The organism is Shewanella sp. MBTL60-007 (genome assembly GCF_019654915.1).
Classification (GTDB): Bacteria; Pseudomonadota; Gammaproteobacteria; order Enterobacterales; family Shewanellaceae; genus Shewanella.
In genome coordinates this window covers 1-14,333 of the sequence record NZ_BPET01000046.1, presented here as the reverse complement: position 1 = coordinate 14,333, position 14,333 = coordinate 1, and the positions used below count along the sequence as shown (strand labels likewise).

The window sequence follows — 14,333 nt, the reverse complement described above, 5'->3', positions numbered from 1 at the left end:
TTAAAATTGCGCATTAGTACGATTGTGAGTCAGTCGGTATTTAATCACAAGTTAAAAGCGCTTAATGCACGATAAAAGCGTTACAAAACACAGCGAGCTTTGGTAAAGTTAACCACTAAGTAATCCCCTCAAACTCAATCGCTATTTACTTAGCGAGGAAATGACTACACGGCACAATGAGACTTAAACAGATTAAACTTGCCGGATTCAAGTCATTCGTCGATCCAACTAAAATCCCTTTACTTAATCCCTTAAGCGCCATTATTGGGCCAAATGGTTGCGGCAAATCGAATGTCATCGATGCCGTACGCTGGGTGTTGGGGGAAAGCTCGGCCAAACACCTGCGCGGTGACTCCATGACCGATGTGATCTTTAATGGCTCAACGGCGAGACGCCCTGTATCCGTTGCTAGTGTCGAGTTGTTATTCGATAACCAAGACGGCCGCCTTGCTGGTCAGTATTCCAGTTATCAAGAGATTGCCGTTAAGCGCCAAGTCAGCCGTGACGGTGACTCAAGCTATTTTCTCAATAACCAAAAGTGCCGCCGTAAAGATATTACCGATTTGTTTATGGGCACAGGTCTCGGACCTCGCAGTTACGCAATTATTGAGCAGGGTACGATTTCAAGGTTAATTGAGTCCAAGCCTCAAGAACTGCGGGTCTTCATCGAAGAGGCCGCTGGGATCTCGCGTTATAAAGAGCGCCGCCGTGAAACGGAAAACCGAATTCGGCACACTCGGGAAAACTTGGCCAGACTCGGTGACATTCGCTCTGAATTGACTAAGCAACTCGATAAGCTCGCGGAGCAAGCCGAAACTGCGCGTAAATATCGTGAGCTTAAGCAATCTGAGCGTAAATATGATGCCGAGTTGTCGGTGTCACGTTTCGATGAGTTGCAGCAGCAAATCACTAAAATTGATGAGCAGTTGAGTAAACTCGAGCTGCAACAAACAGAGCTGTTGGCTAAGAAGCAAACCATCGAATTAAGCCTGACAGAGCTTAGCTTGAAGTTAAGTGAGTTAGAGACTCAAGAAGCGCATCAAGTTGAAGATTTTTATCTTACTAAGACGCATATTGCCAAGCTTGAACAGTCACTTAAGCATCGTCAGCAGCAAGATGAGAGCTTAACTCAGCGCCTGCAGGAAATCGATGAACAGATTAGTCTCTATCGGGCTCGATTAGCCGAAGCACAGCTTAAGCAAACCCAGCTGACTGAGCAACAAGCGTTGGCGCTACCCGATGTTACCCTGATTCGACAACAGTTGACGGCTCATGATGCAGAGCTTTCATTAGCCAATGAGCAACTGGATCAACTCAGTGAGCAATTGCATGGTTTGAATGAAGCCTATAGCCAAGCGCACCACGCGTTTGAGATGAACCGCAATCAGCTTAGCCATAATGAATCCGATATTGGTAACAAGCAAAGGCTGGTGGAGCGTTTACAGGAGCAAGTCGTTTCGACCTCTACTGAGCTTGAAAAGATAAATGCCCAAGACTTCGCTACACAGGTCAGTGAGCTTTCCTTGGTTATTGAACAAGAGCAAGAGGTGCTCGATGAACTCAATTTTCAACTGCAAAGCAAGCTGCTCAGCGAACAGGAGTTATTTGCCGAGCAAGATAATCTAAAGGTCAGGCTCGCCGATGAGCAGGGGCGATTATCGGTAGTGACTCAGCTATTGCCAGCCGATAAGGTGGGTGACAATGAAGAGCTCTGGCAAGTTATCGAAGTCACACCAGGCTGGGAAGCGGCCGTGGACATGCTGCTATCTGGACTGTTAAATACGCCGATATTGTCTGAGCCAGATCTAAATAGCAACCTAGAGCAACTTGGCTTTGAGTCCGGCGTTACAGAGCTAGGGGTGATTAAAGCGCCGGTGAATCTTGCACCTTGGCTGCAGCATGTGACTTGGCTAGAGACCAAAGAGCAGGCCGTTGTCCAAAGAGCCTCTTTGAAACAAGAGCAGCTAATCGCTACCGCCGACGGATACTTAGTTGGCGTCGACTTTATTATCGAGAAGACTCAGGCTGCGGGCTCCATTGTTGAGCTTAAAAATGAGCAGTTAGCATTACAGCAAAGTGTCATGACGAATCGATCAGCTCTGGAGACACTGGGTGAGTCATTGACTCAACTAAAGCAGATCATGGCGCCCCTTGTTAGCCAGATCCAGCAAAAGCAGCAATTTATTCAGAGCCAGCAGATAACCTTGGCAAGCTTAAGGTCTCAGCTGGAGTCACAGCAGCAATCGGTGACACAGACCGCCCAAAGATTGGCTAAGGTCGAGCAAGATTTACTCGAAGCGAAGCAGGAACGACAGGCGTTGCAACATAGTGTCGAGAAGCGTACGCGACAGGATCAGCAACTGAGTGATGCTCTAGAGAAAGCACAAATCGCGAAAGCCGATGGTCAAGCGCAGAAAGCGCAAGCCTTGGATAAGCTTGCTAAGCTTAAACCGCTTCGTCAACAGTTAGACGCTAAGATGACGCAGGCATCGGCGAGCGAGCAGAATTTGCATACACAGCTGATGCTGATCGAGCAACAGATCAATCAGCATCAGTTGCGATTATCGGAGCTTGAGCAGAGCGAAACTGTGCTCAAGCAGCAGTTAGAGCTTAAAGACAGTGAACTGCAAGAAGGGGAGTCGCAACCGCTTAAGGCGCAGTTAGAGCAGGCCTTGCAAGCACAGCAGATTAAGCAGGATGCATTGACGGCGTTAAGGCAGCAGCAAGCAGAACTTCAGGAACTGTGCGATAGTGCAGGAACGAATAAAAAACAACAGCTTGCGAGTTTAGAGGGCTTGACTCAATCCACAAGCACGTTAAAGTTACGCCGTGAAGGATTAAAAGGTCAAATTGACAGTCAACAACGATTGCTACTTGAGCAAAATATTGATGTTAAGCAGGTTTTATTATCATTAGATGAAAATAAGAGCTTGGTTTGGCGTCAAAAAGAACTTGAGCGATTACGGTCACAGATAGAGGAGTTAGGCGCGATTAACTTAGCTGCGATTGAGGAGTTTGATCTTCAAAACCAGCGCAAGTTATATTTAGATAGCCAAGATGACGATCTGAACGCCGCGCTTTCGAGTTTAGAGGAGGCGATTCGTAAGATTGATAAAGAGACCAAGAGTCGCTTTAAGGATACATTTGATAAAGTGAATGCCGATCTTGGGGTGCTGTTTCCCAAGGTGTTTGGCGGTGGTAGTGCCTATTTAGCCCTGACCGATGATGATCTTTTAGAAACAGGCGTCACCATTATGGCAAGGCCGCCGGGTAAGAAGAATAGTACGATTCATCTTCTTTCTGGTGGAGAAAAGGCGTTAACCGCTTTATCATTGGTATTTGCTATTTTTAGGCTAAATCCGGCACCATTTTGCATGCTGGATGAAGTCGATGCGCCTTTGGATGATGCCAATGTCGAACGTTTTTGTCGTTTGGTAAAAGAGATGTCCCAAAGCGTTCAATTTATATATATTAGTCACAACAAGATCACCATGGAATTGGCCGATCAACTTATCGGTGTGACTATGCATGAGCCCGGTGTATCACGCATCGTGGCAGTTGACATAGATGAAGCGGTGGCATTAGCCGACGCAGGATGAACATAAGAAATACAGGGTAACCAATGGAAAATTTTCAACTGGTATTGCTTCTTATCGGTGTGATAGCCATTATCGCCGTACTTGTACACGGATTTTGGTCCATTAGAAAACAGCAACCTAAGGGATATAAGCAAAGCCCCATGGCTGATATTAGCCGTGAACGTCGTGATGCAGATGGTTTTGATAACGATGGTATCGGCGAAGTACGAGTTGTTAAAAATAGTGCTTTTGAAAACGAAACGAAAGCCGTTGAAGATAATCATAGAGAGGTTCAGTTAAATGGCACTACGGCCGAATCGTTTGAATTGACTGACGCTCCGGCTCCTAAGGTGACTAAGACCCGAGTTGAGCCTTCTTTAATGACTCAGGAGCCAGTTTTGGCTACAGAAGCGCCTGTTCAAGAGTCACTTTTTGCCACTGAAGAGCCAGTGATAGCAGAGCCAACGATTGTCGAGCCTACTCTTGAGGCTGCCCCGAAGGTGGTTAAACAAGAAGCTATCGAGCCAGAGGCTGTTGAAACAAAGCCTGAACCAGCCTCAGAGCCTAAACAAGAGCAAGTCGAAGAGTTAGGTGAGCCACAGGATGTATTAGTACTGCATGTGGTGGCGAAAGAGGGCGAAGCGCTCAGCGGAGCAGAGCTGTTACCGTGTTTATTGACGCTTAACTTTAAGTTTGGCGATATGAATATTTTCCACCGTCATGAAGACAACGCAGGTACAGGCAAAGTCTTATTCTCGATGGCGAACATGGTTAAGCCGGGCGTATTCGATCCCGACAACATGGAGCAGTTTAGTACCCAAGGTGTGGTGTTGTTTATGACACTACCTTGTTATGGCGATGCCTTAATGAACTTTTCTATCATGCTAAATTCTGCTCATCAAATAGCCGATGATTTAGGCGGCGAGGTACTCGATGGTGGTAGAGGCGAGTGGTCAGAAAGCACTAAGCAAAGCTATATTCAGCGGATCAGGGCGTTGGCTTAAGCTTAGATTGAGCCTAAATTAACACCTAAATTTAGGTGCTTGTACGTAATTACATTTGAAAGGCCGCTGCAGCGGCCTTTGTTATTATTCGGATAATATGATGCAAGATGTTCAAAATGAAATTGCTCAGCTAACCGCTGAACTTAATCAACATAACTATCGCTATTACGTTGACGATAGCCCTTCAATACCAGATGCCGAATACGATCGTTTATTGAAAAGGCTTAAATCATTAGAGACGCAGCACCCAGAATTTTGTTTAGCGGATTCGCCAACTCAACGGGTAGGTGGTGAAGCGCTTGCCAAGTTCGAACAGATAAAGCACTTAAAGCCGATGCTTAGCTTAGATAATGTGTTTGATGAGCAGGAGTTCACGGCATTCAATCAACGTATCGTTGATAAGACAGGTAAAGATTTAAGCTACTGCTGTGAGCCTAAATTAGATGGACTCGCGGTGAGTATCGTTTATCGTGATGGCGTATTTGAACGCGCTGCCACCCGTGGTGATGGCCAAACCGGTGAAGATATCACTGAGAACGTGCGCACCATTAAGTCTATTCCGCTAAAGCTGCGTGGCGACAACTTCCCACCGCTAGTCGAAGTGCGTGGTGAAGTGATCATGCCACATAAGGCATTCGATGCCCTTAATGAGCGCGCTCGAGCTAAAGGTGAGAAGCTGTTTGTTAATCCTCGTAATGCCGCCGCCGGTAGCCTGCGTCAGTTAGACAGCAAGATCACCGCCAGTCGCGCGCTTGGTTTTTATGCCTATGCTCTTGGGGTAGTCGAGCCTGAAACATGGGAGCTTGCCGACAGTCACTACGGTCAGCTTGAGCAGCTTCGCTCATGGGGCGTACCTGTGAGCCAAGAAGTTAAGGTATGTGGCTCAGTAGCCGAGGTGATGGCTTATTACAATGACATTCAGCAGCGCCGTAGCAGCCTAGAGTTTGAAATTGACGGTGTGGTGGTGAAAGTTAACCAGATTGCTCATCAGCTGAGTCTTGGCTTTGTGGCGAAAGCGCCGCGTTGGGCGACTGCGTTTAAGTTTCCGGCTCAAGAAGAGATGACCCTGTTAGAGGGTGTTGATTTTCAGGTTGGCCGTACAGGGGCAGTGACTCCAGTTGCTAGATTAAAACCTGTGTTTGTAGGTGGGGTTACCGTATCGAATGCAACCCTACATAACGCCGATGAAATCGCACGACTCGGCGTAAAGATTGGCGACACCATCATTATTCGCCGCGCTGGTGATGTGATCCCGCAGATCGTGGCAGTGGTAGCCGAAAAACGTCCAGACGATGCTAAAGAGATCACTTTCCCTGCGCTGTGCCCCGTGTGCGACAGCGAAGTTGAGCGTGTCGAAGGTGAGGCCGTGGCTCGTTGTACTGGTGGTCTATTTTGCGAAGCCCAGCGTAAAGAAGCCATTAAGCACTTTGCTTCACGCAAGGCGCTGGATATCGATGGAATGGGCGACAAGGTCGTTGAACAACTTATCGATAAAGAGTTGGTAGAGAGTCCAGCCGATCTGTTTAAGTTGACGGCATCGGCCATGACTATGCTTGAGCGCATGGGAATGAAGTCGGCGACTAAATTGGTGGCAGCAATCGAAGTAGCGAAACAAACGACGTTTGCTCGTTTTCTCTACGCCCTCGGCATTCGGGAAGTGGGAGAGGCAACTGCAGCAAATCTTGCAGCCTATTTTAAAACTTTAGATGCATTGAAGGCGGCTAAAGAGGAAGAGTTTATTAAGGTCGATGATGTAGGCACTATCGTCGCGGCGCATTTGGCGCACTTCTTTGCTCAACCCCATAATCTTGAGGTAATCGATAAACTTATCGAAGCGGGTATACATTGGCCTGCAATCGAAGAAGTAGCCGATGAAGACTTGTCTCTCAAGGGGCAGACTTGGGTATTAACTGGTACCTTAACTCAACTTAACCGTAATGACGCCAAAGCAAAATTGCAGGCTCTAGGGGCTAAAGTGGCTGGCAGTGTTTCTAAAAATACCGACTGTCTCGTTGCAGGCGCTGCCGCAGGCTCAAAATTGGCTAAGGCGCAAGAGTTAGGCGTAAAGGTTATCGATGAAGAAGCGCTTATTGCGATTCTGTCGTAAGCAAAAGTATAAGCTAGCTTAATTTAAAAGCTCCTACGCTATTTGGCGAGGAGCTTTTTTATTGGCTGCAACTGAAATTATACTGATTGGTATTAATGCTTGAAAATTGTTGATTTGTCGCCATATCTAATTCATCCCGTTCGACATTAGTCAGAATCAGTTAATCAAAGGAATTGGTTTGAATTTTAGTCATATCACTTGGCTTGACGATAAAGGTCATGTAAAGCCGCCGTTAATGCTCTATCTGTTGTTAGTGTTTATCGCACGAGGTTGGTGTGTGTTTGTGGCGTCATTGACTCAGGCTAGCGATAGAGCCGCTTTGGTCGAACTGTTTTACCCGCAAAAGGCCGATTTTTTGATGGCCTTAGCTGCGGGTTTTGGTGCGTTAATCGTCTATGGTGCGGTCATTGCCGAGAGAAAACGCTCACCTAATTGGGTAAGGCCGCTATTCCCCTATATGAAATGGCTACTGGTGTTACTGCTTATCATAGATGGTGGCTTGCTGCTGCAGCGAGTCTTACACTCTTATTATATGTATAGCTGGAGTATTGGCCTTGATGCACTGCTGCTATTTTGGAGTAGTTTATATCTGTATAAGTCTAAGCGCTTGAAACTGTACTTTAGTGATTGGAAAGAAAACGAATTGAAGGCAAAAGAGTAAAAAAAAGACGCTGCAAGCAGCGTCAAGTGAACCTTCATACAGAGAGTCACTCTGTATTCGTGATCCGTAAATTTACGATAAAAACCTTCTAAGGCTAGGTAATAATCAAACCGCGATTATGGCCTAACCTTGTTAAAGGACAATTGACAGTATTGCTTCCTAAACATCATCTTCGGGGCGACCGATCTTAAGAAACAGTTTTAGTATAGAGCGGTTGGATATTGTATGCAATTTTAAGTTGTACTTATTTGGCCTAAAAAAGATACAAATAGGGAATAACTTATTCTATATCGACTATATTGAAACCGTATAGATGGCTTTCACGTCTTGTTTTTCATTTAGACGTGTCATTTTTTCTTCTTTTGTCATAAAGTTGACACTACTGGTTAGCCTACTAACTCTGTAGGGATAATGGCTTTATTGCCGAGTAGACTATTATTTGACGGTACAAAGTGTCGACTGGTTTACTGACAAGAAGAGTCAGTTTGTATGACGCAAGGGTGTAGCTAGCAGGATTAGTATTAAACGATAAGCTTAAAAGATAATGTTGGAGTGGCATAAATGTCAAAGGCGGCAGAGTTGCAAATACCTTTGTCAGAGTTGAAAGTGGGGATGACAGTGAAGTTACCACTTTCATGGACGGATCATCCTTTTCTATTTAATCAAATAGAGATCGAAAAAACGGCTCATATAGAGCTCATTAAGACCTTAAATGTGTCTCATGTTACCTTGATTGGCGGCAGTGAGCTGTTAACCGATGAGGTTACTCCTGCCGTTAAAGAGGTCCCAACCAAGCCGAAGCAGCTAGCTGCAGACTCCAACGCTTTAGTCAGAAAATCCATTCGGTTAGGTCAGCAAAGATTTACCAAAGGCGCCAGTGATTGTCGGGCGACGTTTTCAAAACTCGGTGCCGATCCCCAAGGTGCTTATCGCAGCGCTGCAAGCTTAGTCGAAGAGCTGATGGAGCATCTTAAGGAAACAGACACTCCCCATTTAGCACTGGTCAACCCAGGTGAAGATATCTCGGTAAATCAACATGGTGTATCGATTGCTGTGTTATCTATGATGATAGGCCAAGCCTTATCCATGAACCATTCTCAGTTACGTGATATCGCCATGGGCTCATTGTTCCATGATATAGGTAAACTGAAGGTGCCTGATGTGATTAGGCGTAAGAAAAATAACTTGTCAGAACACGAAGTTAATTTTCTAAATATGCATCCAAACTTTGGCTATGACATGCTCGACAAAACGGGGTTATTCTCCAGTGAGGCCTTAGATATAGTACTGCATCACCATGAGTGGGCTGATGGCAGTGGTTATCCTCATGGTTTAAAGGGAAAGCAGATCGCTATCACCACGCAAGTTGTTAGTTTAGTTAATGATTTTGATCGCCTACTTAGAGGTGGTGAAGGGCTCTCTCCGCAGGTAGCGCTGGGATACTTATTTAAGAATCGGGCCGGTAAACATGAGGCCGAGTTGATCTCTACCTTAGTTAAAGTATTAGGGATCTATCCTCCAGGCACAATGGTGCAGCTTAGCGACGGTGAAGTGGCGAAGGTTATGGTGACCACTTCACAGGTTCAAAAACCTATAGTGTGGAGTTGTACACTTGAAGGGCAGAACGCAAGACTCCGCTTTTTGGCCGAAGATTCAGAAGCTATTATCGGCGTACTTAAAGTTGAGGAACTCTCATCTTCGGCGCTCAAAACCCTGGATGGTAACTCAACTGTTAGCTTTTACTTTAGTAGTTTGTAGCCAATTTATAAATAAGCTCGAACCCCGAGTTTACTTCTTCCTCGATGCACTTCACTATGCTGCATACGAATATCGTTAGATTAATGAGCGAAAGAGCAAAAGCATGATTAAATCTGTCTGTATTGTTGGCTGTGGTTGGTTTGGGTTGCCCTTGGCGCAAGCGCTTGTCGCAGGTGGAGTGAAGGTGTTTGGTAGTAAGCGGCTGCAAACAGAAGCGTTATCTTTACAGAAGCTGGGGATCAATGGTTTTAGGCTAGATTTAGACGATGAGCTCCAGCTCTCACAAGAGCGCACAGAAGTAGAGGAAGCTTTAGCTGCGGATTGCCTAGTGATCAATATTCCTCCGGGGCTGCGTAAAGCTCCCGATGCCTATTTGCAGCGTCTGACTAAGTTAAAACAGCTTATCGCCGCAAAAAGTTATAAGAAGATAGTCTTCGTGAGTACCACAGGTGTTTATCCTCAACTGGATAAAGTGCTTAGTGAACAAGATGCAAGTGCTCATTCAGAGGTAAGCGATAAGTTATTGCAAGCCGAAGCGCTATTCTCCAGTTTGGGTAATAGCGTTACAGTGCGTTTTGCTGGGCTTGTTGGTCCCAAAAGGCACCCAGGGCGATTCCTTGCTGGCAAAACAGGTTTGCCAGATGCTAGCGCAGCGGTCAATCTGGTCCATCTCAATGACTGTATCCTTGCGGTATCCACACTATTATTTAATGAGGCGTCACGCGGTGTTTATAATGTTTGCGCACCGCTGCACCCTACACGTCAGGCCTTTTATCGTCAGGCAGCTAGGGAGTTAGGTTTAGTGGAGCCGCAATTTTTAGCAAGTGAACAGACTACAGACTCTGGTGCAGAAGGGCGAGTCGTTACCGGCAAACAGATCAGCAGTGAAAGACTCGTCTCAGAGCTTAACTTCGAGTATCAATTTAGCGATCCAATGGATATGCTGTTAGCCTGTTAACGGATTAAGTTATGTTTAGCTTATGCATTTATTTAACCAAGAGAGGAGCGATATGAAGCTTTTCAAACAATCAGTTAGTCAGATTTTTATTTTGTTTGCTGTGCTAATGCTACCTATGCATAGTGTTTGGGCAGAAGAATATAAAGAAGGCGTAGATTACGTCAAAATTGCTGGGATCCCAGAGAGTAAAAAACCTGTGGTAAGAGAGTTTTTCTCCTACAACTGTAGCTATTGTTACCGTCAAGATCCTTTCTTTGAGCAAACCGCTCAGCTATTAGAGGGTGATATTCAGTTTGAGCGAACACCTGTCGGTGCAGGACGATCCAGTTGGATTTTAAGCCAAGAAGCTTACTATCTGGCGCAAAAGTTCAATGTGACTAAGCAGGTGCACGGTAATATTTTCACTCGTATTCATGAGAAGGGAAATGCCTTTACTCGCCCAGAGCAACTGAAAGACTTTTTTGTAAGCCAAGGACTTAATGTTGAAGAGGTTGAGGCCGCAATGAATTCAACTGACGCCAAACTAGCGTTAATGAACTACGACACTCAGGCGCAACTTGCCGAAATTCGCGGTGTGCCGTCACTGGTGGTTAATGGCCAATACCTCATTAAGGAGCAAGGAAAGACACCAAAGGAGCTAGCCGAACTTGTACGCTACTTGAGTGAACTTGAGGCGCCTAAATAACGTAAATAACGTAAGTCACTTAAGTCATTGTCATTGATATATGATAATGGCTAGTGGCACGTTATATTGGCAACATTGAATTAATCACAGGCTTGTTAGAAAGAAAATGGCTATGCACCAAGACGCTATAAAAGAACATATCCAGCTATGGTTATCTCGGACAGTTGAAAATGGCGCTGTTAGGGAGTCGTTTGAATCTTCGATCGCAATGGGCTGTGACGTAGGCAATATAAGGCCGGAAAATCAAGATAGAGTGGTATGCGTACAGGTACAAGTTACCGCTTGCGACGCTTTTGTCATGGGAATTTTATGTGATGGCATGGGCGGAATGGCGTCAGGCGCAAATTGTGCCAGCCTGAGTATTGCCTCATTTATAAGTAGTTGCGTCAACAATCTAGACTTACCTGTGGCGGAGCGCTTGTTAGGGGCTGCTGAAGAGGCGAATACCGATGTTTATTCCATGTATAACAGCAATGGTGGCGCGACTCTATCGGCTTTTCTTTACGATACAGCAGGACAATTTGAAGCGATAAATGTCGGCGATAGCCGAATATACGCAAACTTTGCTCATGGTATTAAGCAATATTCGATAGATGATACTTTTGCAGGGCAGAATGCAGATGCCGCAGGCGTACATTTAAGTAAAGGCTTGTTGCAATATATCGGAGTTGGGCCTGATCTAAAAACGCAACTTGTAAAGTTGCCAAAGTTTCGCAACATTAAGCGACTCATTTTGACCTCTGATGGTGCCCATTACATCGAAGCCAATACCTTTAAGCAAATACTCAATCAGAAGTTATCTGCATCTGAGCTTTGTAACAGACTTATTCAAGTGTCAAAGTGGTGTGGTGGCTATGACAACACCTCAGTTTTAATTGCTAATGATCTGCTGAAAATTTTTTCCCAGCCAGAAAAAACATCTTTACCACCAGGTACGGTTAAGCTTTGGGACTCGTTTGGTGAGATACAATTAATCGGAGCGATAGCGCCAGCTAACTTTGGTTAATAATGACAAAAAACGGCTAATATTCTGTCGCTTAGGCTGACCACTATAGTTCTCTTGTTGATTTTATAATGGCTGGCCTAGCAACAGTTTTGTCTAGTGCTTACTTGTCTAGTATTTGGTTTGCATAGTATGAGCTTTTTAGCTTGCCAATGGATTAATGAAATCACTGTTTTTGATGTGATATTTAAAGCATGAAGCTACTCTTGAAGAAATGGTTGTTATTGGGGCTTTGGGTTCTATTAAGTTTTAATCTGAGTGCCGATGCCGGAAATACAGGGGTATATGGCTCTTTAATGCCAGTGGGACCATCATTTATGGCTGGTGACTATGTCAGTCATGGTTTTTGGTCTAATGACATTGAGCTTTATATGTTGTTGTATTGGCTAATAGGGTTAGTGACTTTTTTATTTGGGCGTAAGCTGATTGTTTTATATTTTTCAGTATTAATCATTGCTCAAATGCTTTTCATTGAAACGGTTAATGATGAGCTATTAACCATGACGGGCTATCTGTTACTGATCCCTGCAGAGCTCTGCTATCTAATGGCATCATGGTTTTTACTCAAAAAGCATCAGGTTGACCCGTATAAGGCGCAGCGACCCCATACGAACTAAAGAGGCTAACATCGCCAATAACCTACACTATCAACTGACAAGCAGTCTCTCTGGTGCCAGCCTAGAGTTTGGTAGTAGTGAAGAATACGCCGCCATGCATCAATTTGGCGGCACAGATTATATGCCTGCTGGTCCAGCGGGTATACCTGCACGTCCCTATTTAGGATTATCGCCAGAAGATGAATGGTTTGTCTTAGAAATACTGGGCGATTATGTTTTACAAAATTAGCTCACTTCCGGTTGTGTGACTCTAGCTATAATATCTGAGATGTTTGCTAAGATATCTGCAATTTCTTCGATGCGATTTTGCGTTATGTCATTAGGAGCTATACGGCTTACAACTGTGAGAATATCTAGAGCATCAAATAAGTATGCCCTAGCAAACTCCGTGCTATTGTTGATTGAGTAATATTTGAGGGCAAGATCCGTAAATAGTATGACCTCCCGTCTAACTAAGTTGAAATGTGCACTTATTTCACTATTTTTTGTTGAGGCGGTCATCAGGGCTAAGGCGGTATGTTCGTCCATATCTAGTATTGTATGATTAAGTAAAGACCTGTAGCTGTCTTTTATCATCCTAATGCTTGATGGGGAAGTATGGAACTGTGTTAAGGGAAATTGCATGCTCATTAAGGTTTCATATTTTGTTTGAGATCGCTCTAGTAACCTTGTAATTTCACTCAGTTTGGCTTCATTTTCTATATGGTTAACTTGAGCCTCCATTGCTCTTCGGCTCAACGACGCTTCTTCCTTCGTTTCTGCCAATTCTTGACGAGTTAAAGCTAACTCATTGCGAGAGAGCGAAAGCTCTTCCAATTGCATTTTAAGCGACCAAATAAGCAAGCCTACAGTGACAAAGCCGAGTATAGGATTGAGTACACCACCAAGAAAATCACCAAAGGCACCAAAGTCAGCTTGGTTACCCCAACCACCATTGAAGTTTATAAAGTACAAACCGTTTAAGCACGCAGCGACGATGGCTAAGAGAATGATAAGCCATTTGAACGAGACATCTTTATTGAGCTTTTGAACGGATTTGCTTTGAGTTTTATTTTGCTTGGGTGGGTTAGTTGTCATGTGCCTTCCATGGGGACAAAAATAGTTTATCTGATTTTACGATGCCTCTTATGGTTGATCAAAACTTAAAACGCCTCAGGAGGTTTTAGAGCTGTTTATTTTGAACTGGTTATTTGTACCCCGTCACTAGGCTAGGTATGAGAATAAGGGGTTAAACCGGGATTAAATGAGATTTGATAGGAGGTGTTGAGAAAACTCAGTGGCTGTAAGCGATTGCGCTTAACAGCTTCTGGCTGATTTGCCGATGCAATTTACTTCGGCTTTGGCTGCTTGTTACACACTTTGTCTGTACTGTTCTTTTCCAAATACCCTAATTGTTTTAGAAGCTCTAAGTGATTCGAGAAAAATAGAGTGGTAAGCCCTTAACCGCTTAGATTTTTGTGCTTGTTAGGTGTATTTATTCGATTAATAAAACAGTTAATAACATTTTATTTTTATTATGTGTTTTGACAGTGTAAATAAAGGCTACGACTTGTGATTTAACCGCTATTTAGCTAGAAAAAATAACGAGGAGCAGCAAATGGGAATGATGAAATGGCCTTGGCAACTTAAACCCAAAACAGCAACGCGCAGTGGCAACAGTTATATCAATCAGTAATGGCACCACTGTACAACATGCCGACGGTAGTTATCAGACAGTTCTTGGCGACTCAGTGACAAGCGGCAAGGTCTACATCATAGACGGCCAAGTACAAGGCCAAGCAGCAGACCTACCGTTTACAGAGATGGATATATAAAAATTTTAAACTAGCATTTAGAGATGATTTTGTATTGTTTATGCAATGTAAGTTTGACTAACTTTTATTTTGTGTTTTCTCTAAGACTTATTTATCTCTAGGTGTGATATTGAAAAGCTTACTGGGCCTGATAGAGGTTATAACGATT

General features: G+C 44.4%; 12 protein-coding genes. 11 read left to right on the top strand and 1 reads right to left on the bottom strand.

The window, feature by feature from the left end; all coding sequences use genetic code 11:
* Positions 1-176: 176 nt before the first annotated feature.
* From smc to K5Q92_RS16730, 10 genes are all read left to right on the top strand, one after another.
* The gene (gene smc / locus K5Q92_RS16775) at positions 177-3,599 is read left to right on the top strand and encodes a chromosome segregation protein SMC (protein WP_220770075.1); all 3,423 of its coding nucleotides are present in this window, start codon (positions 177-179) and stop codon (positions 3,597-3,599) included.
* 23 nt (positions 3,600-3,622) lie between these two features.
* A complete protein-coding gene (gene zipA / locus K5Q92_RS16770) occupies positions 3,623-4,582 on the top strand; it encodes a cell division protein ZipA (protein WP_220770074.1) in 960 nt (319 codons plus the stop codon).
* 100 nt (positions 4,583-4,682) lie between these two features.
* Complete coding sequence (ligA, locus tag K5Q92_RS16765; RefSeq protein WP_220770099.1) at positions 4,683-6,689, top strand: NAD-dependent DNA ligase LigA; 2,007 nt, start codon at positions 4,683-4,685, stop codon at positions 6,687-6,689.
* A 178-nt stretch (positions 6,690-6,867) separates the two neighbouring features.
* Positions 6,868-7,350, top strand: coding sequence for a DUF2919 domain-containing protein (locus K5Q92_RS16760; RefSeq protein ID WP_220770073.1), 483 nt, complete (start codon positions 6,868-6,870; stop codon positions 7,348-7,350).
* A 561-nt stretch (positions 7,351-7,911) separates the two neighbouring features.
* A complete protein-coding gene (locus K5Q92_RS16755) occupies positions 7,912-9,108 on the top strand; it encodes an HD-GYP domain-containing protein (protein WP_220770072.1) in 1,197 nt (398 codons plus the stop codon).
* Between the two features lie 103 nt (positions 9,109-9,211).
* On the top strand, positions 9,212-10,066 hold the full coding sequence (locus K5Q92_RS16750; protein ID WP_220770071.1) for an SDR family oxidoreductase: 855 nt from the start codon (positions 9,212-9,214) through the stop codon (positions 10,064-10,066).
* 52 nt (positions 10,067-10,118) lie between these two features.
* Positions 10,119-10,751, top strand: a complete 633-nt coding sequence (locus tag K5Q92_RS16745) for a thiol:disulfide interchange protein DsbA/DsbL (protein ID WP_220770070.1) — start codon at positions 10,119-10,121, stop codon at positions 10,749-10,751.
* A gap of 106 nt (positions 10,752-10,857) precedes the next feature.
* Positions 10,858-11,757, top strand: coding sequence for a PP2C family serine/threonine-protein phosphatase (locus K5Q92_RS16740; protein ID WP_259649604.1), 900 nt, complete (start codon positions 10,858-10,860; stop codon positions 11,755-11,757).
* Between the two features lie 191 nt (positions 11,758-11,948).
* Entirely contained in the window at positions 11,949-12,371 is a 423-nt protein-coding gene (locus tag K5Q92_RS16735) for a hypothetical protein (RefSeq protein ID WP_220770069.1), read from the top strand.
* Complete coding sequence (locus tag K5Q92_RS16730) at positions 12,334-12,600, top strand: phage virion morphogenesis protein (RefSeq protein WP_259649603.1); 267 nt, start codon at positions 12,334-12,336, stop codon at positions 12,598-12,600. The genes K5Q92_RS16735 and K5Q92_RS16730 overlap by 38 nt, the downstream gene beginning before the upstream one ends.
* On the opposite strand, the gene K5Q92_RS16725 is transcribed toward K5Q92_RS16730, so the two are convergent.
* Positions 12,597-13,448, bottom strand: a complete 852-nt coding sequence (locus K5Q92_RS16725; protein WP_220770068.1) for a hypothetical protein — start codon at positions 13,446-13,448, stop codon at positions 12,597-12,599. The two genes, K5Q92_RS16730 and K5Q92_RS16725, sit on opposite strands and share 4 nt — an antisense overlap.
* A 572-nt stretch (positions 13,449-14,020) precedes the next feature.
* Here K5Q92_RS16725 and K5Q92_RS16720 point away from each other — a divergent pair.
* Positions 14,021-14,185 (top strand): hypothetical protein, encoded by a 165-nt coding sequence (locus K5Q92_RS16720; RefSeq protein WP_220770067.1) that lies wholly within the window; start codon positions 14,021-14,023, stop codon positions 14,183-14,185.
* The last annotated feature ends 148 nt before the right edge of the window (positions 14,186-14,333 follow it).